The sequence below is a fragment of the Cytobacillus firmus NBRC 15306 genome (genome assembly GCF_001591465.1).
Classification (GTDB): domain Bacteria; phylum Bacillota; class Bacilli; order Bacillales; family Cytobacillaceae; genus Cytobacillus; species Cytobacillus firmus.
Genome location: NZ_BCUY01000025.1, coordinates 24,689 through 46,624, shown reverse-complemented (window position 1 = coordinate 46,624; position 21,936 = coordinate 24,689). Strand labels below are relative to the sequence as shown.

Sequence of the window (21,936 nt, the reverse complement as noted above, 5' to 3'; positions counted from 1 at the left end):
CGACTGCCCGTCGCACAAAAAGCTGCCTGATTAGCAGCTTAACTTGAACTACTTCTCAATTAACTTTTTTATCGCCCAGACCACCAATTCCGGTTCGTCATTTTGTATGTAGTGGGCACTGTTTTCAGCAATGACCAATTCGCCATCTGAGGATATTTTAAGAATCTCTCTCTGCATTTCATTCCATAACTTTTGGGATTCCATGGAATAATGAGCTTTCTTACCCGCTGAAAGAACAATTAATGGTACATTTAACTTTTGCCTAGTGTCTTTTAACTGCTTTAAACTTTCCATAAATTCATCATAATTTCCTTCGTAAACGAATTGCTTGTTATATGCTTGCTGAAAATCTTGTGACATAGCAGGGAGAAATCGTTCTCTGTAATCTTCGGGAGTAGAGTCAATCAAGACTAGTCCACAAACTTCATTTGGATATTCTGCAGCAAACATCCGCATATTAACTCCGCCAAAGGAATGACCTGCTAAAATATAGGGAGGCTTAATCTTGGCTTCATTAAGCATTTCCTTTAATTCTTTTACCATTTCACGGCTGGTTCTGGGGTTAGAGCTTGATTCACTTTTCCCAAGTCCAGCTCTATCATAAATTAGTACACTAGAGAGCATTGAAATCTCCCTTAATACTGAATTCCAGGTCTTAGAAAAGTCTCCGTATCCGGCATCCATTATGACTGTTGGTTTTCCGTTATTTTCTCCCATTAATCTAGCGTATAGTTTACATTTACTTATAGGTATAAACATTTCCTTATCCATCGGTTCATTCCTCTCATTTTGCCAACTAACATTAGTTAAAATTTAACAATACTGAAACTATTATTCAACGATCCTCCCCGTTAGTAACATAACAAAAAGCCACCTGGCTTGGCAGCTTAACATTTAATGAATGATGTCTGGTCCCCCACCGACTTTAAAGCTTAAGGCACTTATTTTAAGTAAAGGCTGCTTATTGTGCTGCTGTATACCTATTCATTTTCTTTCGTTCATGTGTATTATTTTATTTAAGGGGAGGTATGTCTAAATGAGAATTGAGCGCTTATCAAATGGAAGAGTAGAAGATTTTTTAAATTACTGCAGGATTCATAAAGGAGCCGTTGATTCTTCCTTTTTATATGAGGATGATTTAAAACAGTTTCAAGATACTGAAGAGAACCCAACCTATTTAGCAATTGATGAAAATGGGAAAGTAAAAGCTGCTGTCCCCTGCAATACCATTAAAACCTTATCCCCTCTAATGCAAACTCCCGCCGAGCCAAGCCACTTTTGCATTTTAACTCCCCCATATTTCTTACTTTCGATAACTATTCAACACTATTAGTGCTATTTCTTTTATGAAAATCCTCAAGTGCTTCTGCAGCCAGCTCTAACGCTTTTATTCTTCTTTCCAAAAGTATCCTCTGGGGACTTCCATCTTTTAACCTGGCATAAGCGCTCTCTATTGAAGGTATTAAACCACTAAGAACTTTGCTGGCTTCGGCTAAGTCCTCCCCGGTATAAGAATGGGGCCTCTGATTCCATACATTCTCCAGGACAACCAAGCCGATGCAGCATGCTTTGTACCGCTTTTCTACCAGAGTAGTATTGGCACCTTTCTCAGTCATCTGAGTCAGGGCCTTTTCAAGTTTACCGATTGTCGATTGGAAGGATTTGATGGATTCCAATTTAACTGCATTTGATACGTTTTCCATGATAGGCGCTGTCCTCTCTTGAATTTGTTATAGTTTATATGACTTAACCATTCTATGTTCTATTAGAAAGCACTGCACTAAGCAAATATTCTGCATCTTTCCCAACTCCACAAATCAAAGCGGACCCTCGCTGGTATTGCCAAGGCAAGCCTATAAAATAGAGCCCCTTAATTCCAGTAATCCCCCTTTTATGTATTGGTTTTCCTTCGTCAGAGACCACATCCTCTATACGAATCCATTCGTATGAAGGATCAAAACCAGTAGACCAGATGATACTTTCGAAATTCCTCTGAGTCCCATCTCCAAAGAGAACTTCTGTACCACTGACGTGTAAAACTTTAGGTTTTACATCAACCTTTTTATTTTGAATGAGTGTTTTCAGCTCTTTTCCAAAAATCGGATCCTTCTGTTTCTGAAACCAGCTGCCTTTAATCGTATCTGTCCCCGCGAACAGCAGCCCGAGTTTCTCCAGCCAATAGAAAATGCTTTTCCCGAGTATTGTTAAGGGCAAAATTTTCATGCGATGGCCAACAGCTATTGTGACTTTCCGGTCTTTGGCTAATTCCACAGCAAGCTGCGCACCTGAATTGCCGCCGCCCACAATCAATACTTCACCACCTGGCACTTCTTCCGGTGATCGATATTCTGAAGAGTGAAGCTGGAAAGCACCTGTTCCATCTTTACTAAGAGGAGGAATATACGGCTTTTGAAAGGCACCAGCTGCGATGATAACTTGTTGAGCTTTAATGATACCTCTGTTAGTCTCTATAATAAACGAGCCGTCTGGCAGCTTATTCAACTGAGTGACGTTCGTATTCAGCATGACTGGAAGATCAAAATGCTTCACATAGTCATTCAGATAATCTGCTATGTCATCCTTCGTCGGAAAATCCTCTGATGGACCTCTCATTTGCAGTCCGGGCAGGCTGCTATATTGGCGCGGAGTAAATAAAACAAGGGAATTGTATCTTTGTCTCCAGGAGTCCCCCACGTTGCCGTTTTTTTCTATTATCACAAAGGATAGCTTCTCTTTTTTCAAAAAATATCCCATCGCTAACCCGGCTTGACCACCGCCAATAATGGCAGCTTCATACTTTTTCATGGCCATCGCTCCCCGCGTTACATTCAAATATACATTTGAATATTATTATACATAATAACCAGAAAAAGGAATACGGTTTCTCAAAAAAAGAGCCGCCCAATGGCAGCTCAATAGCAGGTATTTACCTGCAGCAGATCCTTTTATGTTAATTGCATCGTGGTAATGCAAGTAGCGTCATCCTCAAACGTTGAAATTTCCGATTCTGATGCTTTTCCATCATGCTTAATCTTTATTTGATAGGTTTTGTCTCTTGGAAGCCATAAATCGAAAAATCCATTAGCCTGGGTTTTGATCGTATCATCCAAAATCACATTGCCTTCCGAATCCTCAATATATACATCAAACTCTTTTTCAGCCAGTTCACCTTGACAACCTGTCAAGCTATGATTCGTTCAAGGGTGGGTTTCATTAGCGTAAGGGGCAATCGATACGAAGAACTCTTCTTCCGGCAGATCATAGGATAATTCTTCTCCGTCCGATTCTTTAACGATCAGCTGCTCTGAGGTAATGGAGGCAGATCCGGTCTTTATGTTTCCAACGCTGTAATCCTTCACTAATGCTTTGATGTCTTCAGTCTCTGAAACAGCATCATCCTTGGAATCTGCTTGTCCACATCCAGCTAATGCCATAGAAATCAGTGAAGCAGCAAGAACCAATTTGATCTTCATCATTTTCACATCCTTATTCTGTCTTCTTCTCTTACTATACCAAAGTACTATAGCAAATAAATATGAACAATTTATGAAAGCTTCCAAAATAAAGTGTCTGGCAGAACAGCAAAAGGGCCCGCTTCTTTAGCGGGCCTTACAGAGCTACCTTACAAATGTAAGTTTACTTTCCTTCCCAGGAGCTTCACTTGGTCTGCCTTCCGCTTTTCCAAATACGATGCTTCTGCCGCAGATGGCTTCCACATCTTCTTTATCATGCGTCACCATGATACAGGTCATGTTTGCCTTTTTTAGTATCATCAGAAGCTCATCCCTGATGGAACCTTTTAAGTTCGCATCCAAATTGCTGAATGGCTCATCCATCAGCAGCAGCTTAGGCTTGGGAGCCAGAGCCCTTGCCAGAGCAATCCGCTGCTGCTGACCGCCGCTTAACTCATGCGGATATCTTTTCTCATAATCTGTCATCTGGACAAGCTCAAGCATCTCCCTGACACGCGGATATCTTTCTTTCCGCGGAAGGCGCGACAAACCGAATAAAAGATTATCTTTTACTGACATATGAGGGAAAAGGGCATAATCCTGGAATACCATGCCCACCCCGCGGTCTTCCGGCTGTACAAACGTCTTCTCTCCGGCTGATTCTGTGCCTGCGATTTCAATTCTTCCCGACCTCGGAATTTCAAGCCCTGAAATCAATCTGAGCAGCGTGCTTTTACCGCTTCCGCTCTGTCCGAGTATGCCAACGATTTCTCCCTCGTCCACTCTAAAGGAGAAATTCTCAATTACAGGAACACGGGCTTTTGGAAATGAAAATGTCAGATTTTGAATGGTAAGGATGTTCATTTCTTCACCTTCTTATCAATCATTTGGAACACCGCAACAGATAAAACACTTATGAGGATAATCATGAGAGAAGGAATGGCTGCTTCATGAATCATCTCATCTTTTGCGTATTGATAGGTCTTCGTGGCAAGGGTATCAAAGTTAAACGGCCTGAGCAGCAAAGCCAAAGGCAGTTCCTTAATAATCTCTACAAATGTTAAAATAAACCCGCTGAATAAAGCACCTTTGATCAGCGGCAAATCCACCTTGAAAAAGGTTTTGGTGACGCCGAATCCCAGCATCCTGGATGCTTCTGTATATTTAGGCCCGATTTTTTCAAAGCCGATTTCAACAGCATTATAGCCTGTTGCCATAAAACGGATGGTATAGCCAATCACCAGCATAGCCAGAGATAAACTTAAGATAAGGGGAGCTTTTCCCCATCCCATATAAGCATAAAATGGCGCAAGCAAAGAATCAAGTTCAATAAATAACGCAAGGATGCCAATCGCAATAATCGCCCCGGGAATCGAGTAGCCAGCTGTGGCAAGCTTGGATAAAACATAGGCCCCGTTTGAATGCGACCTCGTTACATTGGCAATAATCACAGCAAATAAGAGTATCAGCACCGTGGAGATCATCCCAACAAAAACAGTCTGGTTTAACAGGGTAAAGAACGTATCGTTCCATACCTCTGCGAAAGTCAGCCTGGTCCATGCCAGCAGCTGTACCACGGGTATAAAGAACCCGAGCAGGAAGATGGCCGAACAATAGCTGAACACCGCTGCTGCCTGAAGCCCCTTTAGCTTTTTACGGACCAGGGGTCTTGATTTGCTGCTGATATTATAGCGTCTCCCCTGCCTGAGCAATTTTTCTATAAAAAATAATCCAACGATAATGACCATTAGCCATGCCGCCAGCCTCATGGCTGAATCTGCATCATACATGCCAAACCATGTCTGGAAGATGGCTGTCGTAATCGTATGGATGCCAAAATAGCTTGTTACTCCGTAATCACTTAAGACTTCATAAATGACAAGCACAGCGCCGGCAACGATTGCCGGCCTGGAGAGCGGCAGGACAATTCTTACAAAAATCGAAAAAGGCTTTCTTCCCAGCAGCCTTGCATTTTCAAGGAAAGAAGAGCTCTGGTTTTCAAGGAACGCTCTGCAGATAATGTACACATACGGAAAAAGAAAGATCGTAAATATAAATACGGCCCCTCTCAGTGAGGAGATTGACAGCCATTCCGGATTGATCTGATAATCGAACTTGTTCCTTAATGTAACCTGTACGACCCCTGTGTAGCTTAACATCGTCCGATAGGTGTAAGCAGCGATATAGGGAGGAATCGCCAGCGGGAGAATAAGCCCCCAGCTAAAAAAGCGCCTCAGCGGGAAATCGTATGCGGCAACGAGCCAGGCCAGGCTCACCCCTAATATGGCTGTAAATAGCCCAGTCAGCACTACGAGAATAATTGAATTGGCAGCATAGGTTTTTAATAGATATTCCCTAATCTGAAACCAGTTTTCATTCGGTTCCTGGAAAATAGAAAAAAAGATAAACAAGATGGGCAGCAAAATTATTGCCGCCCCAATCAAGCTTACCAGCCACCATCCGTTAAAATCTTTTCGAAAAAAATGTTTAACAGATTCCGTATTCATGTTTATTTCCAGCCTGTTTTATTAAAAATTTCAATCGCTTTTTGGTTATGCTTCCCTAAAGTATCAAAGTCAAGCTCCTGCATTTTAAAGTCGCCCCATGACTTAAGGATTTCAGGCTTTTCTGCGTCAGGGTTAACCGGGAACTCATAGTTGTTTGCTGATAAATATTCCTGAGCTTCTTTTCCGGTCATGTATTCGATTAGTTTCGTTGCATTTTCAGGGTTTTTGCTGTGCTTCGTTAAACCAATTCCACTGATATTCACGTGTGTGCCGTTTGTTTCCTGGTTAGGGAAGAATACACCAAGACCTTCTGCCACTTTCACCTCTTCAGGGTCTGATGAATTGGCAAGCAATCCCACATAGTACGTATTCATAATCCCTACATCACCAATGCCGGCTGCAATAGCCTTCGCCTGGTCGCGGTCACCGCCATCCGGCTGACGAGCGAAGTTTTTCACAATGCCTTCTGACCATTCTTCAGCCGCTTTTTCACCATTCAACTCAATGAAAGAAGCAAGCAAAGACTGGTTGTAAAGGCTTGTTGAAGAACGGGCAAGCACTTTGCCCTTCCACTTATCACTTGTTAAATCTTCATAAGTTGATAATTGATCAGGTGAAACTCTATCCTTTGAATACACGATGACACGTGCTCTGGTCGCCATTCCAATCCAGTTATTTTCCTTATCACGCATGTTCTCAGGAACATTTTCGCTGATCACGTCGGATTCAACCGGCTGAAGAATATCATTATCTTTCGCGTGTGCAAGGACACCGCCATCCACTGTAATAAATAAGTCGGCTTCCGTGCTTTCGCCTTCACGCTTCAGTCGCTCAATCAGCTCTTCCGCTTCTCCTTTAACGACATTAACCTTTATGCCGGTTTCTTCTGTGAAATCTTTGTAGACTTGTTCATCTGCTTCATAATGTCTGGCAGTATAGACATTGACCACCTGCTCTTCCTTTTTGGAAGCGGTGTCTTTTTCATTTTCACCTTCAGATGCGCCTTCTCCCCCGCATCCGGCAAGAGCCAGAGTTAAAGCTGTTGTGGCAATAAAAGGCTTTAGTAATTTTGATAAGTTCATGTTTTCTTTCCACCTTTATATATGTATTTGAAAATGATAATTATTATCACTTAGTTAATTCTATATATTAATATTCATTTCGTCAACATTCTTTTGCTATGAAAATAAAAAATTTGTCAAATGAAATGTTTTATTCAGATTAATCATTATAAATCTATGTAAAAAACAACAAGATCCTGATGCGTATCAGGATCTTGTTGCTAAGGAACTCCCGGGACCTTTATTTTCTACCTGACCGCACACCGGTTTGGACCAATTTCCATTTCACGCTGTTCTTCTGCCTCTGGTGAGATTTTGCCCATATTCGTTTCCCGGATTTGCTGATAGGAATTCGGCTGCGGCGGCAAATTCTCCGTAACGGTTCTGCGGAACTCTTCCTCGCTTTCGATCTTTAAGCCGTGATTCTGCTGGTACAGCACCCCGAGCTTTTCCGAAATGCTTCCATCCTCATTCATTTCATCTGAAATCATAAAATGGGCTGGCAGCACAAGCAGTTCGTCGGTCAGCTCTTTATATCTTTTATACAGGGTAGTCCGCAGGTCCTTTACCCAATCTCCAGCTTTTCCGGCCAGATCAGGGCGGCCAATCGAATCAATGAACAGAATATCGCCAGTGAGCAAATATTGGCCATCGACTGCAAATGATGTACTGCCGATGGTATGGCCCGGCGAATATACTGCCTTTATGACAGTATCTCCTACCTGATAGTCATCGCCGTCATGAATGTGATTGTACTCAAACTGGACCTCTTCCGCATCCTTTGGAGGCAGATAATAACCCGCTCCAAACTTTTCAGCGAGCTTTCTTCCGCCTGAAATATGATCTGCATGCAAATGGGTATCAAGGACATGGGTGATGGTTATCTCTTTTTGCCTGATAAAATCCTCATAGGGACCTGTCATGCGGTTCGCATCAATCAATGCTCCCTTGCCATTGGACTCAATCAGATAGGATAAACAGCCTTTTCCGATCCGGACAAATTGATAAATGGATCCGCCTTGTTTTAAATCCCCAATTTTAATGGGCTCGAGATGTTCACTCCATGCCTTCATTCCGCCTTCAATGGAATATACGTTTGAATAGCCTGCTTCCGCTACCTGTCCGGCAACAAACTCTGATGAGCCTCCCTTGGCGCATACGACAAAAATTTCCTGGTCTTTAGGCAGCTTGTCCTGGATGGATTCCACTCCCTCAAGCAAATCAAAATACGGGGCGTTAATGATATGGACGTTTTTTCCTTCAATCTTCCAATCATCAAAATCATCCGTATTTCGCACATCCAGAATAAATGTTTCTTCATGATCCAGAATTTTTCTGGTTAATTCCTTTACAGTGATTGTCTTAACATGATTCTCAGCCATATTTTTCACCTCTTAAAAAGTAAGTGTTACATCGGCATCCTTGGCAAAGGTTAAAAACGTCACAGCTCCGCCAACGTCAATGCCCTCCACAAATTGCTCCTTTTCAAGGCTCATTACATCCATAGTCATCTGGCAGGCAATCATTTTTACGCCCATTTCGCTTGCCATGTTTACCAGTTCATCTACCGGCGGGACATTGGCTTTTTTAAATCCTTCCTGAAAATGCTCGCCTCCCGGAGGCAGCGGAAGATTCCTATGGCCCTCTTTATGAATTAAATTTAGCCCCTCAAATGTGAAAAAGATTCCTACTTCTGCATCCGTTGCTGCAGCTGCTGTCGCAATGTTAAACACCTTATAAGCATCAAACATGCTTCCGTTGGCTGCGATAATGGCTACCTTCATTCTTTTACCTCCCTAATGGGTCTGATTTAATTGTCCCTTCCATTCAGTCATGCCTGGCACTACATTCCTGACGTTTGGATATCCTTTTTCAGCCAGTTTCTGGGCAGCCAGATCACTGCGGTTGCCTGTCCGGCAGATAATGTGCACTTCTTTATTCTTATCCAATTCTTCAAATCGGTTTTCAAGCTCCCCTAAAGGAATGTTGACGGCTCCCGGAATATGGCCAAAGGCAAATTCTGCAGGCTCCCTCACATCGAGAATGGTGATCTCTTCATTACCTTTTATTTTTTCCTGGAGATCGCCAAGGTCTGTTACATGAGGATGTTTCGCCTCCACTTTTTCTTCCTCCACCGTCGCTTTGCGCAGGTAATGTTTTAAGGTATCTCCATCTTCCACTGTGCCCAAGTAATGATTGCCGGTGCTCTGGGCCCATGCTTTAATATCTGCGGTAGACCCCTTATCCGTCGCCTGAACCTCCATTACCTATCCTGGCTCAAGAGCATCTCTTTTTTTGTTTTAACAATTGGCATTGGACAGGAAAGTCCTTTAGCATCCAAGACTTTATTAACATTCATGCTTTTCCCTCCATTCCCTTTTAGTATCTTTTTGATCCTGTTTTCAATGCCCGGCTGGACCTTCCAAATTTTTGTTAACTTGATTTTCTATACCTCTATCCGTATAAATACAAACTAAACCTTTTTCCTCAAATAACTCTTGGGTTTCAAATCCATTTCTTAATAAAGTCTTAACAATCGCCCATCAAAATGGAGGACAAAGGAGTGACTTACATGAACGATATTGGAATGTTTTTTGCCCTCGCAGCCGGAATGCTGTCTTTTTTCTCCCCGTGTGTGTTTCCGCTGCTGCCGGCGTATGTGACCCACCTGACTGGAGGCCGAATCGAGAACGCTAAAATGCAGGTGGACCGGAAGAAGCTTTATTTGCGTTCGTTTGGATTTATAATTGGGTTTAGTATGATTTTTATAGCACTTGGGGCATCCGCCAGTTTTTTCGGAAAAATTTTAATGAATTATCGGATGATCATTATGCAGGCTGCGGGGCTGTTAATTATAATTTTTGGATTGCAGATGGCCGGCTTGCTTAAATTCAAATTTTTAATGAAAGAGAAGCGATTCAAAACAGAAAATAAATCAAAGGGCATGTTTGGGTCTGTTTTGCTGGGAATGGCCTTTGCAAGCGGCTGGTCGCCTTGTGTTGGACTTGCCCTTTCATCCATACTATTATTGGCGAGCTCTTCCGATACGCTAAGCCAGGGTATCTTCTTATTAATGTCTTATTCTCTTGGAATGGCCATTCCATTTTTCGTTATTTCAGTAATCATTTCTTATTCTTTAAAAGCCATGCGTAAAATCAATAAGTACTTATCCAGGCTCGCATTTGTTAATGGCATGATTATGGTTGCACTGGGAATGCTCGTCTTAAGCGGGCAAATGCAAAAAATTAGTGCATGGCTTTCAGCGTATAGCCTATTTCAATTCTAAAAAAGCGATAAATAATAAAGGATGATTATTTTGCCCGATCAGCATCTTATTGGAAAAACAGTATTGGTGGTAGAGGATGATGCCAAAATCCGCAACCTCGTTAAAATTTACCTGCAAAAAGAAGGTTATGAAGCGATGGAGGCAGCGGATGGCCGTGAAGCCATGAAGAAAATTGAACAATTTGATCCCTGCATTTTAATTCTGGATCTGATGCTTCCTAAAGTCAGCGGCGAGGAAATTTGCCGCTGGGTGCGGGAAGACCTGAAGAGTATGATGCCAATCATTATGCTTACTGCCAAGGCAGATGAAAAAAACCGCATTCAGGGCTTCAAACTGGGTGCAGACGATTATGTCGTCAAACCTTTCAGCCCCGCTGAACTGATGGTGCGCATCGAAGCAGTCCTAAGAAGAACCTCAAGCAGGTGCGGAAAATTAAGCTTTACCGGATTTACTCTCAAGCCGGCAAAAGGAGAAGCCCTCATTAATGGAGATCCTCTTGAGCTGACACAATTCGAATTTAAACTGCTGCACATGTTTATGCAGCACCCGGGTCAGGTTTTATCGAGAGAACAGATTCTAAACTGCATTTATGAACATAACCAGAAGGCAGTGTCTGAACGGACAATCGATGTGCATATCAAGCATCTCCGGGTAAAAATCAAGCAAAAAACACCGAAGGACTATATTCAGACGGTAAGGGGAATGGGGTATAAATTTGTGGGTGTATAAAAAATTTTCCAATCTGTTATCACGCCTCGTTGCCCTGAATAGCCTGGTCATTTTGCTTGTGATCCTCCTGGCCGGTTTTTCAGTTAAGGATTACGCATGCTTCCTCGTCAACTCCGAAGATGTCACCGGACAGGATCTGGTTGTTACCTTGAACGGATTTCTCTGGAGGGTTAGTATTGCTGCATTTGTCATCGTCGGTTTATTCCATTATTTTACTGTCCGTAAAATGGTCCATCCCATTAAGAATCTGTCCCGGGCTGCCAAGGATGTGATGAAAGGCAAGGCTCCTGAAGAATTGGCCGTGCCTTCTACGGGAGAATTAAAGGAACTGACCGAGAACTTTAATGCCATGACGTCCTCCCTTGTATCTTTTCAGGAAAAACGTGAAGAAATGCTCCGTGACATCGCCCACGAGCTTCGCACTCCCTTAACCAATATCAATGGCTATCTTGAAGCCCTTGAATCGGGAGTCATCGAGGGTGACCCTGAATTATTCGGCTCACTGCTTGAGGAGTCCCGGCGGATTACCGGCATCGTGGAACTGATAACAGAGCTCAACACGTGGAGCAATGGCACTTATTTTACAGAAAAGCCATTCGAGCCTTTATCCATTGACACGATTCTAAAAGAATCACTTAGTGCCTTCCGGTTAAAGCTGGACGAAACGTTTGATCTCCAAGAGGCCCGGATTGAGCCTGCAATGGTAATGGGGAATAAAGACGGCCTTAAACAGGTTTTTACTAATATTCTTCAAAATGCACTTGATTACAATACAGGGACCGAACTGGCTATAAATACCGCACTCTCCGATCATTTCTATTCCATTACTATTTCCCATACAGGTCAATTCATTGATCCTGTAAAAAAAGACCTGATTTTTGAACGGTTCTACCGCCTGGAGGAATCCAGGAGCACCAGAGTGAGCGGAGCAGGATTAGGACTGGCTATTGCGAAAAGTATTGCAGATGCGCATAAGGGACAGATTTCTATACAGACAGATGGATTTCACCACATCTTTGAAATTATCCTTCCGGCAGATAGGGCAGCTTCTAAAAATTAGCTGCTTTTCTTAATCAAATCTTAATAAAACCCTTTCATACTAATGGCTGGAAAGGGGTGAAGATATGAAATTTATAATAAATAATGATAACACTACAGCTGAATTGGGCTACGGAAAGCTGCCTGTTTCTCCTAATGACCAGGCAGGCTATCGCCCGCTGGAACTATTTGTGTCATCCTTGGCTGGATGCAGCGGCACAGTTCTTTGGAATATCCTTCAAAAGAAGAGGCTTGGAGTTGAGAGGATTGAAGCGGAAGTTTCTGTATCCAGAATTCCTGAAGAAGCCAATCAGATAAAAAAACTGGCTATTTCAGCTGAGGTTCATGCCGATCAAGCACTTTCCGCAGAACAAGCCGCAAAAGTGGCAGAGCTTACTGTAAAAAATTGCGGAATGATCCAATCTGTGATTGGCTCTATCGATATAAGCTATGAGGTTACGTTCACGGGTGATTCTGATTGAGTTATTTTAATATTGGGAGCCTGACGATTCCCGCTGTTTGGCTGGCTGTTCTGCTGTCCCTTTTTATGACATCACTTTTGTACAGATTCGCCTCGGGAAGAAAGCTTGAGGATTGGTACTGGAACAGTTTTTTTCTTTACTTTCTGGTGTGGAAGCTAAGCTATGCTCTGTTTCATTTTAAGATGGCCATAGAGATGCCGCTGTCTATTGTTTATTTTAACGGAAGTACAAAAGGGCATTTCCTTGCTCTTGTATCGCTTTCCGTTTATCTGATTTATATTGCAGGAAAGAAGCACCAGACAGTCTTTCGCGACGCTTTTAAAGTATACCCTCTTTTTTTCATTGGTTTTGAGGTCACCAAATATGCACTGGAAACAAATTTCCCTGCAGCAATGGCAAGTCTGGCTCTGCTGATTGGCTATGCTGTTTTTCTTAAAAAGAAAAATGAATGCTTCTCAATCAAGGCATTCACTTTCCTTTTCCTTTTCGAGCTTCTTATCATCAGTTTCTTTCAGCCGATCCTGTCCCTTGAAATTCTGACATTCGGCTGGCTGGCATTTATCGTATACATCCTGTCAAACGGGGATCGTAAAAATCTTAGCTTCAAACTAACTTCCTAAGGCGGTGCAAAAGGTTGAATAAAAATCTGTTATCGATAGCCATAATTCTATTGGCCCTGGCGATTGTATTCGTCAATCTATGGAAACCATCTGCAGATAAAGATAGCACAAGCAATGCTGCTGTGGAAAACGAAGAGGAGTCGGTCGAAACCGAGGATATACCTGGATCAGACCTTACTCAAGTTGAGGAAGGAAAGCCTGCTCCAGATTTTGAACTAACTACTCTCGATGGCAAAACAATGAAACTATCAGACCTTCAAGGGAAGAAGGTCATCCTCAACTTCTGGGCAACCTGGTGTCCGCCCTGCAAAGCTGAAATGCCTCATATGCAAAATTTCTATGAAAAGCATAAAGAAGATGGCATTGAGGTGGTAGCAGTCAATCTCACAAATATTGACAACGGCAGGAAAGATATCGAGAAATTCGTTAAGGATTACGGACTTACCTTTTCCATCCCCCTCGATGAAAATGGCATGATCGGCCCGCAGTATCAAGCATTTACCATTCCAACAAGCTATATCCTCGATACTAAGGGCGTGATCACAAAGAAAATTGTCGGCCCGATGGATGAAGGCATAATGGAAGACTTGACGGAGGATATTGAATAAGGATTGGCAGACAAAAAGGTGCCGCTTCTGACTTTAATATCATCTATCACCGATAAATGCAGGTACATACGATGAAATATCTCAATATTGACCGAAGGCACCTTCAGAATATAAAATCAGGTGCCTGCCCCCCTTAGTCTATAACATATTTTATTGGGGCAGGCACTGAAAACGAATGTGTGTGTACCTTCCTAACCGAGATTCCTGTAATTCTCAAGCGGTTTTCTGCATTGATATGGATCTAATCGGTAATGCTTATCCCATTCGGCACTCCTTTTACTTCAATTGTATCAATGACCTTACTCTGTTCTTTATCGATGATGCTGACCGTATCTTCAAACATATTCGTCACATACACCCTCTTGTTGTCCGGACTTGTTACCACTCCATGCGAGCCTCTTCCGGTTTCAATTTCAGCTGCTGCTTTCCTTAAAGCAAGATCTATAACGGTCACACTGCTCGAAGGAGCTTCTTCTGTTCCCTGGTTGGCCACATAGGCAAACTCACCTTTTTCATCGATATATACTTGTGCAGGACCAATTCCCACTGGAATTTTATCAACCTTATCAGTAGCCAGATCAACCACAGCGAGAGCATTTTCTCCATTTAATGCTGCGACAAGTGTTTTTCCATCAGAAGTAATACCCGTAGTGACAGGAGCTATTCCCACTTTTATCCGCTTTTCTTCCTTCAAGGTTTCAAGATTAATAACACTGACCGTATCTTCACCCATGTTTGCAATGTAAGCTCTTTTGCTATCTGATGAAATCCTGAATCCATGCGGCCCTTTGCCGGTCTCAACTGTATCTGTCACATTGAAGCCATCCATATTAATGACAGATGCAGTATTGTCCTCGCTGTTTGTTACAACAGCGTACTTCCCATCCTCCGTAAAAACAATGTGGGCAGGGTGATTTCCAACTTCGACCTCCTGAACCAGTTCATCGCTTTCAACACTGTAAAAAACAGCTTTTGCACTCACTTCTCCGTGGCCGTCATGACCTCCCCCATGGTCTCCCATACCTGGCACAACCGTAGCCCCGATTAATTTTCCATCTGGTGAAACCTGCACATTGTGAGCGGAACCTTCTACCTCTATTGTCGTTACAATTGAATTGTCAGCTGCGCCAATTTTGGAGATGCTGCCTTTTTCGTTAGCAGTGTAATAATATTGGACCTCCGTTTTTTCTTCAGCCTCTTCTTTATTGCCTTCAGTTTGCTGAGCATCCCCGGAAACAGGCTTTGGTTCCTCAACAGCATTACTTCCCGAGCTGCATCCGGCCAGTATCACGCCTAACAATAAAAATACAATAAATATCATTTTAAATTTAATCATGGAATTTTCCTCCCTTATCGTATATAAAGAGAGCATAATAACAGCAAGAATATACAAAAGTGATGTACTTCACTTAACCAAATAAATGTGCACAAAGTATAACAATCTATTGAAATCCATAAACTCTGCAAATTTAATAGGTATGATAAAGAATTCCCTCTTATCCAGGCCCTTTGCTAAAACAAAAAAAGCTGGCCAGCACTACTATTAGTGCAGCCAGCCCATACCTATTCGATTATTTCCACACGAACGCTTTTTCTCCCCCACTGAAGGGCATCGCCCTGGTTTGCAATGAACACATCGATTGAACTTCCGTTTATGCCGCCGCCTATGTCCGCTGCTATTGCAGTTCCATAGCCTTCTACTTTCAAGATGGAACCAAGCGGAATGACACTTGGATCGACGGCAATCACTTTCGCATCAGGGTACTTTTTTAAATCCAGACCCATCCTGGTCACACCTGAACAGCCCTCACAACTCGCTGTATATGCTGTGCTTTCCACAGTCAATGTTTTTACCTGCCGCTGTACCTCGCTTCGCCTTTCGGTCAAGTGCAGCTCTCGTCTGAGGGCCGGCAATTCCGTCCGCCGTCAAGCCTTGCTGTTTTTGAAAGCTCTTGATAGCGCTCACTGTGCCATTTCCATAAATACCATCTAAATTAGATTTATAGTGACCTGCTTGTTTTAATTGATATTGAATTTGGATGACCTGTTTTCCAATGTCCCCATATCTCAGTACTTTTAATGCGTGGTTTGTCTGCGGTCCTGCAATTCCATCAGCCTTCAGGTTACGCTTACGCTGAAAATTCTTGACGGCTTCCACCGTGATGCTTCCATAGTATCCTGTCGATGTATGGTATGGGAATACCCCTTTTGTCATCAGGTAATCCTGCAATTCGGCCACATCTGACCCTGATGATCCATTGGCAAGTGTACGATCCCCGAGCGCCGCTTCTGTAAACGAAGGAGCAGCCAGCATGAGAACCACAGCCACGAAGGCCATCAGCATGTTTTTAAATCTCATTAACATTAATAAATCCTCCCTAATTTCCTTTGATATAAAAGAATTCGGGAGGAATTGACATTATTCGAGTGTTGCAAACAGAATCACAACGTTCGTCCCTCTATCATCCATTATATTGCAATAATGCGTTCTATTTTGTCTGTGTATATATTACCCAACATTATAAGAAAAAGCTGAAGACCTTTATCTTCAGCAATTTGATCTATTTCCATATATCCAAGTACTTTTTCTTGTATTTTTTGTCATCAACAGCATCAATCAAATCTAAAGCTGTTTGTTTAATAGCCTCATCATTCAGATGGTCATATATATTTTTCATATTTTGAAGGATGTCATAACGGATTAACGTGTAATTTTTTTCATCTGTTCCATTAATAAAACGTTCAGTCATTATCTCCATGACCAGTTCTTTTTGGGATGTACCGGAAATCCCGACTTTCCATATAGACTGAAGGCTATGTCTGGCTGTAACAAACTTTTCATCTTTTGTTACCTCCCATAGCTTAGGGAAATCCCTCATAATTCTCATCTCTGGATCGCTTTTAGCCAGGTTAGCTAAGTATTGAGCTGCACGGGAGCGTTGATGGTTATCGTTATGAGTTAAGTCCTCTACTAGCTGATCCCATACTTCATACGCCCAATCAACTTCTTTGTCAGTAGCATTTAAAATGTGCTGATAAGCTTCATAACGCTCATCTTTATCGCCTGACTTTGATTTTTGAAATTCCACTTTCAGCTGACTGTCCATTGTTCACCGCCTTACTTACATGCAAGAATTTCTAAAGCTACTTCTGCGCTATTTGAATAAGATTCCCGCACGTATCATCAAATACAGCCAATGTGACATCCCCCATTACTGTTGGTTCCATAGTAAACTTCACTCCGAGTTTTATTAATCGGTTAAACTCTTCGTGCACATCAGCAACCCCAAACATTGTGGCCGGAATTCCTTCTGCAAAAATCTTCTTTTGATATTCTGTGGCAGCCGGATGTACATTAGGTTCCAGCAAGAGCTCCGTACCGTCTTGATCTTCGGGAGAAACCAGGGCGATCCACCTGTGTTCCCCGACTGGGATGTCATGCTTTTTTACAAACCCCAGCGTTTCTGTATAAAATTTCAATGCCTTCTCCTGATCCTGGACGAAGATACTGGTAACAATAACTTTCAACATGTATTTGCCTCCTTTGATAATTGTAACGGGCTTCCAGCAAAGCCCGCACGTACCTCTTTATGAATCCTTATTCCGCTTTTAGTAAGGTTACTCCAGCCATCTTTCCAGCAGATTCTTAAGTGGCTGGTTATTAAAAATAATTACCCGATATTTTCCCTTTCGTTCGGATCTAATGAGCTGTGCATCTTCCAATACTGAAAGATGTTTAGCTATTGCCTGCCGCGAAATGGAAAGGCCGTGCTTCATAATGAGACGAGCCGTCAGTTCATATAGTGTCATCTCTTTGCGTTCGGACAGTTCGTCCAATATAAGCCGCCGGGTCGAATCACCAAGTGCTTTGAATATAGCGTCTTTGTCCCAATTCATATTATGATTATAAGCAACCATTTGGTTACTTGTCAATACAAGCAACCTCAAAGTTGCCTAATAAAGTTGCCGTTTCAATCTTTGCAGTAATCACCAAGTCTTAGAGGTTTAAGCCAAAGAACTGCATACATCATTCTGTATTGGTAAAAAATACGGAAGAGGTGAGCACAATTGGAAAATGATAATTTAAAGCTTACATCTTCCGAAATAGGAACACTATGGGGGGAGTATGTAAACGGAACAATGACCGAGATTGTAAATAGGTATATGAATTCAATTATAGAAGACGAAGAAATAAAACAAGTTTTTGAAATAGCAATTAAAACAGGGGAAAAGCAAAAGAAGCAGCTTGTTTCCTTCATTGAGAAGGATGGATTTCCAATTCCAATTGGTTTTTCGGAGTCCGACCTCAATAAAGGTGCAGAGAGATTGTTTTCAGACATATTCTGCCTGAATTATTTACATATTATGACTATCCATGGTTTGTTAGGCCATACAACCGCTTTAGGTGTTTCGGTCAGAAAGGACATACGGGAGTTTTACAGCTCATGTGTAGATGATGCCAAAAATATGTACGATTTAACTATTGAGCTGCTTCTGAAAAAAGGAGTTTTTCAGAGAGATCCCTATTTTTATCCTGCCGAAAGCCCTGAAATTATTACTGCAACAGATTTTACTGATGGATTTTTCGGAAAAGGAAGACGTTTATCTTCTACAGAAATAATTAGTATCTCCCTTAACATTAAAAAGGGGATTATGGCAAAAGCACTTTCCATCGGATTCAGCCAAGTCACAGAATCGAAAGATATAAGGAAGTTTTTTGAGGAATTAGAAAAAACAGCCGATGAAAACCTCCAGGCTCTTTCAAAAATATTGCACAAGGATAACTTGCCAGTCCCAATGTCGTGGGAATCAGAAGTTACAACTTCAAAGGACTCTCCGTTTTCCGATAAATTAATGTTATATCATATGGGTTTCCTGGTGCAGACTGCACAAGTATATTACGGGACAGGCCTGGCCGGATCCATGCGGACAGACCTGGCCTTAACTTATGAAAAAGCAATTCTGAAATCCTTGAAAGTCACCCGAAAATGGTTCGGCATTATGGTGAAGAACAAGTGGTTAGAACAGCCGCCGCTTGCTCCCAATAGAAAAGAACTTGCACAGGATAAATAAGTTACACCCCTCATTTGTGAAATGTACCCCCATTTACGGACAGTTAAAAAAGCGCCTATGCGGCTAATAAGTGACCCCGGTATTGTGTTATGATCCCCTGATAGTAGACAGAAAAAAGAAAGCATACTAATCTGTCTACTATGGAGGGGATTTTTTTATGGGAAAAATACGTAAAACATATGATATGAACTTTAAGAAAAAAGTTGTTGATCTTCATCTCAAAGATGGGATGGGTTATAACATAATAGCTAAAGAATTGAGTATCGATAAAAATCAAGTAAGGAGATGGGTTAACTATTTTAATGCGGAGGGGATTAAAGGGCTAGAGGATAAAAGAGGTAAGAGGAAAGGACCTGGTAAAGGTAGACCAAGAACTCGACCTGAAGATCAGGAAGTCAAAATTAAACGTCTTGAAGCTGAGAACGAAATGCTAAAAAAGCTCTTAAAGATGTGAAAGGGGGAATGAAAGAAGTATCCACACAAAAGAAATACCAGGTAATCAAAGAAATGTCCCAGGGGGACTATTCTATTGTATTGTTATGTAAGATCGCAGAAGTATCTAAAAGTGGCTATTACAAGTGGTTAAAACGACAAGAGTCACCCACTGAAAAGCAGTTAGAGGATGAAGAAATCAAAGAAAAAATCATGGAGTGCCATGAAAAACTTAAAGGGATATATGGGTATCGGCGAGTACAGATATGGTTAGAAAAAAACTACGAAACACATATAAATCACAAGCGTGTCCAGCGTCTTATGGGGGAATTGGGGATCAGGGCAGTCATCCGAATGAAGAAACCATATTACGGGAAGAAAGAAGCATACGTTGTTTCAGACAACTATCTTAATCGAAACTTTGTCGCTTCTAAACCTAATAAAAAATGGGTAACGGATGTTACTTATTTAATTTTTAATGGCCAAAAGCTGTATTTGTCCGCCATTTTAGACTTATACAATAATGAAATTGTTGCTTATCATGTTAGTCGGAGAAATGACCTGAAACTGGTTATCGATACCCTCAAAAAGGCAAAGAAAAAACGGAATGTAAAAGGAATCCTCCTGCATAGCGACCAGGGTTTCCAATATACATCCCGCCAATATAACAACCTAATTAAAAAATATCAAATGAAAGCGAGCATGTCTAGAAAAGGTAACTGTTGGGACAATGCTTGCATGGAAAACTTCTTTAGTCATTTTAAGACTGAATGTTTTTATCTATATTCATTCAAAACAGCTCAAGAGGTTAAAGACGCATTAAATCAATACATGAGGTTCTATAATCATCAACGTTTTCAAAAGAAATTGAATTACCTGAGCCCATATCAATACAGGACTCAGGCTGCATAATTGTGCATTTTTATTACTGTCTACTTGACGGGGGTCACTACATTGTACCGGGGTCATTTTATTTAAACGATGATGATTATTACTCTTTCTACTTCCTTCGTTACATCCTTCAAATTATCAAGTGAGTTATATCTTTAAAATGTCCAAAGAAGCTCTCCATTGGTGCGTTATCCCAACAGTTCCCTTTCGGGACATTGATTGAGTTAATCCAAGCTCTTTCACTTTGCTTTGGAATAGAGGATGCCTATAATGCATTCCTTGGTCAGAATGTAATATGGCTTCAGGGTGAAAATGTTTGCCAACAGATGTCTCTAACTTTTTCAACGTCTTATAGACGATGCCCATATCTAATGACGTGGACAGGTGGTACGCCATAATTTCCCCTTGTAGCTCCGTCCTTTACACAGGATAAATATGCTTTTTGGCCCTTTCCATAATAGAGATAAGCAATGTCAGTAAGCAGGACTTTTCCTGGTTCCTCCTGATTGAATTCTCGATTAAGAAGGTTAGGACAGGTTCGATGTTCCTGGGTTGGCTTTCCTTATTTTTGTTTCAAGATTATATTTTGCCATTAATCGCCTAATCTTTTTGTGGTTCATTACAGCTGAATAATCATTCTCCAGGATCATTTTAATTTGGAGGGCACCTGCTGTTTCTTTTTTGCTTAGGAATATTTCTTGGACGAGCTTTATATCCAATTCATCCTGCTCGTCTCGTTGTGCCCTTATAGATGCAGCCTTCAACTAGTCATAGTATCCGCTTCTGCTAACACCCGCCAGTTCACACAGGTAGGAAACTGCTTTCTTTAACTGATAGATTCTTATCGTTTTCTCGATCAGGTAAAACTTCTCAGCTGACGTTAAAATCGTTTCTTCTTCAACGCCTGCCTTTCTAACTCTTCCAGCTTTTTTAGTAAGTCATTCTCCGCTTCAAGGAATTTAATTCGTGCCTCAGCTTTTCTTAATTTCTCTTCCACAGAAAGCTGCTTTGTAGAAGGTCGCCCTGTACTCCCTTTGCCTCTGCGTTCCATAAGGAGACCTTCCTCTTCAAACCGTTCATATGAATCCCTCCAACGTTTAAGACAATACTTTGGTTGTTTCTTACCGATCATACCTAGGTCAAAGCCCTGTTCAATAAAGATTTGCTATGGTATTTTTCCACTTTTGTATTCCTTCACAGCTTTTAGCTTAAATCCCGGACTATAAGAGATTGATTTTTCAGAAGCGCTCAAAGCATTGGGATACTTCTCAAGCTCTTTAAATTGAAATTCATTATAAATATTCTTACTCCTGATAACCCTCCGCCCATATTCATTAGATTTATTGAAACACAAAAAACCCCAGATAGGGGCACTTTTTTATCAGTGTCCGCTATCTGGAAAATATTTCGACCGCAAGGAGGCTTTTAACTAAAACACCAATTAAAGAGGAACGTTTTCAAAGTGTTCAACATCAGGAAATGGATCATAGAAATGGTGCAGCTGTCTTTTCCATTCTTGATACTCTTTCGATTGTCTAAACCCAACTGTATGGGCCTCTAATGATTCCCACTTCACCAGCAATAAATATTTACCCTCAACTTCCATACATCGCTGCAGCTCGTGAGATATGTAGCCTTTCATGGAAGAAATAACTTTTGATGCTTCACGAAATGCTTGTTCATATTCTTCCTCCATCCCTTTTTTTACTTGCAGCATTACTGCTTCTAAAATCATGTAAATTTCCCCTTTCCCTGCT

The 21,936-nt window shown here is 41.6% G+C and carries 28 protein-coding genes and 2 pseudogenes; 10 read left to right on the top strand and 20 right to left on the bottom strand.

The genetic code is table 11. The features are described from left to right. Positions 1-48: 48 nt before the first annotated feature. On the bottom strand, positions 49-771 hold the full coding sequence (locus BFI01S_RS09600; protein ID WP_061792418.1) for an alpha/beta fold hydrolase: 723 nt from the start codon (positions 769-771) through the stop codon (positions 49-51). 265 nt (positions 772-1,036) lie between these two features. Here BFI01S_RS09600 and BFI01S_RS09595 point away from each other — a divergent pair, with 265 nt between their 5' ends. Then, positions 1,037-1,333, top strand: a complete 297-nt coding sequence (locus tag BFI01S_RS09595; RefSeq protein WP_061792417.1) for a hypothetical protein — start codon at positions 1,037-1,039, stop codon at positions 1,331-1,333. On the opposite strand, the gene BFI01S_RS09590 is transcribed toward BFI01S_RS09595, so the two are convergent. From BFI01S_RS09590 to BFI01S_RS24690, 9 genes and pseudogenes are all read right to left on the bottom strand, one after another. After that, positions 1,317-1,703, bottom strand: a complete 387-nt coding sequence (locus BFI01S_RS09590) for a hypothetical protein (RefSeq protein ID WP_061792416.1) — start codon at positions 1,701-1,703, stop codon at positions 1,317-1,319. The genes BFI01S_RS09595 and BFI01S_RS09590 overlap by 17 nt on opposite strands. 52 nt (positions 1,704-1,755) lie before the next feature. Further along, on the bottom strand, positions 1,756-2,805 hold the full coding sequence (locus BFI01S_RS09585; protein WP_061792415.1) for a flavin-containing monooxygenase: 1,050 nt from the start codon (positions 2,803-2,805) through the stop codon (positions 1,756-1,758). A gap of 140 nt (positions 2,806-2,945) precedes the next feature. Further along, positions 2,946-3,473, bottom strand: coding sequence for a CueP family metal-binding protein (locus tag BFI01S_RS23680; protein WP_172581943.1), 528 nt, complete (start codon positions 3,471-3,473; stop codon positions 2,946-2,948). Positions 3,474-3,617: 144 nt separating this feature from the next. Further along, positions 3,618-4,316 carry an ABC transporter ATP-binding protein gene (locus tag BFI01S_RS09570; RefSeq protein WP_061792413.1) on the bottom strand — a complete coding sequence of 233 codons (699 nt, stop codon included), beginning with the start codon at positions 4,314-4,316 and terminating at the stop codon, positions 3,618-3,620. Continuing rightward, a complete protein-coding gene (locus tag BFI01S_RS09565; RefSeq protein ID WP_061792412.1) occupies positions 4,313-5,959 on the bottom strand; it encodes an ABC transporter permease in 1,647 nt (548 codons plus the stop codon). The genes BFI01S_RS09570 and BFI01S_RS09565 overlap by 4 nt, the downstream gene beginning before the upstream one ends. Before the next feature lie 2 nt (positions 5,960-5,961). Next, positions 5,962-7,041: a Fe(3+) ABC transporter substrate-binding protein gene (locus BFI01S_RS09560; RefSeq protein ID WP_061792411.1), complete on the bottom strand. Its 1,080-nt coding sequence runs from the start codon at positions 7,039-7,041 to the stop codon at positions 5,962-5,964. 227 nt (positions 7,042-7,268) lie between these two features. Then, positions 7,269-8,402: an MBL fold metallo-hydrolase gene (locus tag BFI01S_RS09555; protein ID WP_061792410.1), complete on the bottom strand. Its 1,134-nt coding sequence runs from the start codon at positions 8,400-8,402 to the stop codon at positions 7,269-7,271. 12 nt (positions 8,403-8,414) lie between these two features. After that, positions 8,415-8,804, bottom strand: a complete 390-nt coding sequence (locus BFI01S_RS09550; RefSeq protein WP_061792409.1) for a DsrE/DsrF/DrsH-like family protein — start codon at positions 8,802-8,804, stop codon at positions 8,415-8,417. Positions 8,805-8,816: 12 nt separating this feature from the next. Beyond that, positions 8,817-9,379: pseudogene (locus BFI01S_RS24690) on the bottom strand (sulfurtransferase TusA family protein). A 213-nt stretch (positions 9,380-9,592) separates the two neighbouring features. On the opposite strand from BFI01S_RS24690, the gene BFI01S_RS09540 reads away from it, so the two are divergent. The 6 genes from BFI01S_RS09540 to BFI01S_RS09515 all read left to right on the top strand — a co-directional run bounded on the left by BFI01S_RS09540 (position 9,593) and on the right by BFI01S_RS09515 (position 13,783). Beyond that, positions 9,593-10,306, top strand: a complete 714-nt coding sequence (locus BFI01S_RS09540) for a cytochrome c biogenesis CcdA family protein (protein ID WP_082804495.1) — start codon at positions 9,593-9,595, stop codon at positions 10,304-10,306. A gap of 30 nt (positions 10,307-10,336) precedes the next feature. Continuing rightward, positions 10,337-11,035: a response regulator transcription factor gene (locus BFI01S_RS09535; RefSeq protein WP_115596664.1), complete on the top strand. Its 699-nt coding sequence runs from the start codon at positions 10,337-10,339 to the stop codon at positions 11,033-11,035. Continuing rightward, complete coding sequence (locus tag BFI01S_RS09530; RefSeq protein ID WP_061792407.1) at positions 11,022-12,095, top strand: HAMP domain-containing sensor histidine kinase; 1,074 nt, start codon at positions 11,022-11,024, stop codon at positions 12,093-12,095. Before BFI01S_RS09535 ends, BFI01S_RS09530 begins: the two co-directional genes overlap by 14 nt. 64 nt (positions 12,096-12,159) lie before the next feature. Beyond that, positions 12,160-12,555, top strand: a complete 396-nt coding sequence (locus tag BFI01S_RS09525) for an OsmC family protein (protein ID WP_061792406.1) — start codon at positions 12,160-12,162, stop codon at positions 12,553-12,555. Continuing rightward, positions 12,552-13,175, top strand: a complete 624-nt coding sequence (locus BFI01S_RS09520; RefSeq protein ID WP_061792405.1) for a hypothetical protein — start codon at positions 12,552-12,554, stop codon at positions 13,173-13,175. The genes BFI01S_RS09525 and BFI01S_RS09520 overlap by 4 nt, the downstream gene beginning before the upstream one ends. A gap of 14 nt (positions 13,176-13,189) precedes the next feature. Then, on the top strand, positions 13,190-13,783 hold the full coding sequence (locus BFI01S_RS09515) for a peroxiredoxin family protein (RefSeq protein ID WP_061792404.1): 594 nt from the start codon (positions 13,190-13,192) through the stop codon (positions 13,781-13,783). Positions 13,784-14,024: 241 nt separating this feature from the next. Here the strand turns inward: BFI01S_RS09515 and BFI01S_RS09510 are convergent, their stop codons facing one another. From BFI01S_RS09510 to BFI01S_RS09490, 6 genes are all read right to left on the bottom strand, one after another. Continuing rightward, complete coding sequence (locus BFI01S_RS09510; RefSeq protein WP_061792403.1) at positions 14,025-15,119, bottom strand: YncE family protein; 1,095 nt, start codon at positions 15,117-15,119, stop codon at positions 14,025-14,027. A gap of 227 nt (positions 15,120-15,346) precedes the next feature. After that, positions 15,347-15,568 (bottom strand): 3D domain-containing protein, encoded by a 222-nt coding sequence (locus BFI01S_RS24685; protein WP_411814605.1) that lies wholly within the window; start codon positions 15,566-15,568, stop codon positions 15,347-15,349. A gap of 22 nt (positions 15,569-15,590) precedes the next feature. Further along, positions 15,591-16,148, bottom strand: coding sequence for a peptidoglycan-binding domain-containing protein (locus tag BFI01S_RS24575; RefSeq protein ID WP_411814604.1), 558 nt, complete (start codon positions 16,146-16,148; stop codon positions 15,591-15,593). A gap of 196 nt (positions 16,149-16,344) precedes the next feature. After that, positions 16,345-16,890 (bottom strand): hypothetical protein, encoded by a 546-nt coding sequence (locus BFI01S_RS09500; RefSeq protein WP_061792402.1) that lies wholly within the window; start codon positions 16,888-16,890, stop codon positions 16,345-16,347. Between the two features lie 37 nt (positions 16,891-16,927). Beyond that, a complete protein-coding gene (locus BFI01S_RS09495; RefSeq protein ID WP_061792424.1) occupies positions 16,928-17,311 on the bottom strand; it encodes a VOC family protein in 384 nt (127 codons plus the stop codon). A gap of 90 nt (positions 17,312-17,401) precedes the next feature. Beyond that, complete coding sequence (locus tag BFI01S_RS09490) at positions 17,402-17,680, bottom strand: ArsR/SmtB family transcription factor (protein ID WP_061792423.1); 279 nt, start codon at positions 17,678-17,680, stop codon at positions 17,402-17,404. Positions 17,681-17,851: 171 nt separating this feature from the next. Here BFI01S_RS09490 and BFI01S_RS09485 point away from each other — a divergent pair, with 171 nt between their 5' ends. The 3 genes from BFI01S_RS09485 (at position 17,852) to BFI01S_RS09475 (ending at position 20,200) form a co-directional block, all read left to right on the top strand. After that, the gene (locus BFI01S_RS09485) at positions 17,852-18,856 is read left to right on the top strand and encodes a DUF3231 family protein (RefSeq protein WP_061792401.1); all 1,005 of its coding nucleotides are present in this window, start codon (positions 17,852-17,854) and stop codon (positions 18,854-18,856) included. A gap of 157 nt (positions 18,857-19,013) precedes the next feature. Next, positions 19,014-19,310, top strand: coding sequence for a helix-turn-helix domain-containing protein (locus tag BFI01S_RS09480; RefSeq protein WP_009330603.1), 297 nt, complete (start codon positions 19,014-19,016; stop codon positions 19,308-19,310). 8 nt (positions 19,311-19,318) lie between these two features. Then, positions 19,319-20,200 (top strand): IS3 family transposase, encoded by an 882-nt coding sequence (locus tag BFI01S_RS09475; protein WP_009336806.1) that lies wholly within the window; start codon positions 19,319-19,321, stop codon positions 20,198-20,200. A gap of 133 nt (positions 20,201-20,333) precedes the next feature. On the opposite strand, the pseudogene BFI01S_RS24680 reads toward BFI01S_RS09475, so the two are convergent. The 4 genes and pseudogenes from BFI01S_RS24680 to BFI01S_RS09455 all read right to left on the bottom strand — a co-directional run. Next, positions 20,334-20,479 (bottom strand): annotated as a pseudogene (locus BFI01S_RS24680) (IS3 family transposase); the annotation flags it as partial. A 227-nt stretch (positions 20,480-20,706) separates the two neighbouring features. Beyond that, positions 20,707-20,898, bottom strand: coding sequence for a helix-turn-helix domain-containing protein (locus BFI01S_RS24570; RefSeq protein WP_061792399.1), 192 nt, complete (start codon positions 20,896-20,898; stop codon positions 20,707-20,709). A gap of 161 nt (positions 20,899-21,059) precedes the next feature. Next, positions 21,060-21,230, bottom strand: a complete 171-nt coding sequence (locus BFI01S_RS22435; protein ID WP_156478340.1) for a hypothetical protein — start codon at positions 21,228-21,230, stop codon at positions 21,060-21,062. A 390-nt stretch (positions 21,231-21,620) separates the two neighbouring features. Continuing rightward, positions 21,621-21,914: an antibiotic biosynthesis monooxygenase family protein gene (locus BFI01S_RS09455; protein ID WP_061792398.1), complete on the bottom strand. Its 294-nt coding sequence runs from the start codon at positions 21,912-21,914 to the stop codon at positions 21,621-21,623. Positions 21,915-21,936 lie beyond the last annotated feature (22 nt).

What these genes read in the sequence shown, in the direction of transcription:
- BFI01S_RS09600 (WP_061792418.1), bottom strand. Translation starts at nt 771, where the DNA reads ATGGATAAGGAAATGTTTATACCTATAAGTAAATGTAAACTATACGCT.
- BFI01S_RS09595 (WP_061792417.1), top strand. Translation starts at nt 1,037, where the DNA reads ATGAGAATTGAGCGCTTATCAAATGGAAGAGTAGAAGATTTTTTAAAT.
- BFI01S_RS09590 (WP_061792416.1), bottom strand. Translation starts at nt 1,703, where the DNA reads ATGGAAAACGTATCAAATGCAGTTAAATTGGAATCCATCAAATCCTTC.
- BFI01S_RS09585 (WP_061792415.1), bottom strand. Translation starts at nt 2,805, where the DNA reads ATGAAAAAGTATGAAGCTGCCATTATTGGCGGTGGTCAAGCCGGGTTA.
- BFI01S_RS09570 (WP_061792413.1), bottom strand. Translation starts at nt 4,316, where the DNA reads ATGAACATCCTTACCATTCAAAATCTGACATTTTCATTTCCAAAAGCC.
- BFI01S_RS09565 (WP_061792412.1), bottom strand. Translation starts at nt 5,959, where the DNA reads ATGAATACGGAATCTGTTAAACATTTTTTTCGAAAAGATTTTAACGGA.
- BFI01S_RS09560 (WP_061792411.1), bottom strand. Translation starts at nt 7,041, where the DNA reads ATGAACTTATCAAAATTACTAAAGCCTTTTATTGCCACAACAGCTTTA.
- BFI01S_RS09555 (WP_061792410.1), bottom strand. Translation starts at nt 8,402, where the DNA reads ATGGCTGAGAATCATGTTAAGACAATCACTGTAAAGGAATTAACCAGA.
- BFI01S_RS09550 (WP_061792409.1), bottom strand. Translation starts at nt 8,804, where the DNA reads ATGAAGGTAGCCATTATCGCAGCCAACGGAAGCATGTTTGATGCTTAT.
- BFI01S_RS09540 (WP_082804495.1), top strand. Translation starts at nt 9,593, where the DNA reads ATGAACGATATTGGAATGTTTTTTGCCCTCGCAGCCGGAATGCTGTCT.
- BFI01S_RS09525 (WP_061792406.1), top strand. Translation starts at nt 12,160, where the DNA reads ATGAAATTTATAATAAATAATGATAACACTACAGCTGAATTGGGCTAC.
- BFI01S_RS09510 (WP_061792403.1), bottom strand. Translation starts at nt 15,119, where the DNA reads ATGATTAAATTTAAAATGATATTTATTGTATTTTTATTGTTAGGCGTG.
- BFI01S_RS24685 (WP_411814605.1), bottom strand. Translation starts at nt 15,568, where the DNA reads ATGGGTCTGGATTTAAAAAAGTACCCTGATGCGAAAGTGATTGCCGTC.
- BFI01S_RS24575 (WP_411814604.1), bottom strand. Translation starts at nt 16,148, where the DNA reads ATGTTAATGAGATTTAAAAACATGCTGATGGCCTTCGTGGCTGTGGTT.
- BFI01S_RS09500 (WP_061792402.1), bottom strand. Translation starts at nt 16,890, where the DNA reads ATGGACAGTCAGCTGAAAGTGGAATTTCAAAAATCAAAGTCAGGCGAT.
- BFI01S_RS09490 (WP_061792423.1), bottom strand. Translation starts at nt 17,680, where the DNA reads ATGAATTGGGACAAAGACGCTATATTCAAAGCACTTGGTGATTCGACC.
- BFI01S_RS09480 (WP_009330603.1), top strand. Translation starts at nt 19,014, where the DNA reads ATGGGAAAAATACGTAAAACATATGATATGAACTTTAAGAAAAAAGTT.
- BFI01S_RS09475 (WP_009336806.1), top strand. Translation starts at nt 19,319, where the DNA reads ATGAAAGAAGTATCCACACAAAAGAAATACCAGGTAATCAAAGAAATG.
- BFI01S_RS22435 (WP_156478340.1), bottom strand. Translation starts at nt 21,230, where the DNA reads ATGGAACGCAGAGGCAAAGGGAGTACAGGGCGACCTTCTACAAAGCAG.
- BFI01S_RS09455 (WP_061792398.1), bottom strand. Translation starts at nt 21,914, where the DNA reads ATGATTTTAGAAGCAGTAATGCTGCAAGTAAAAAAAGGGATGGAGGAA.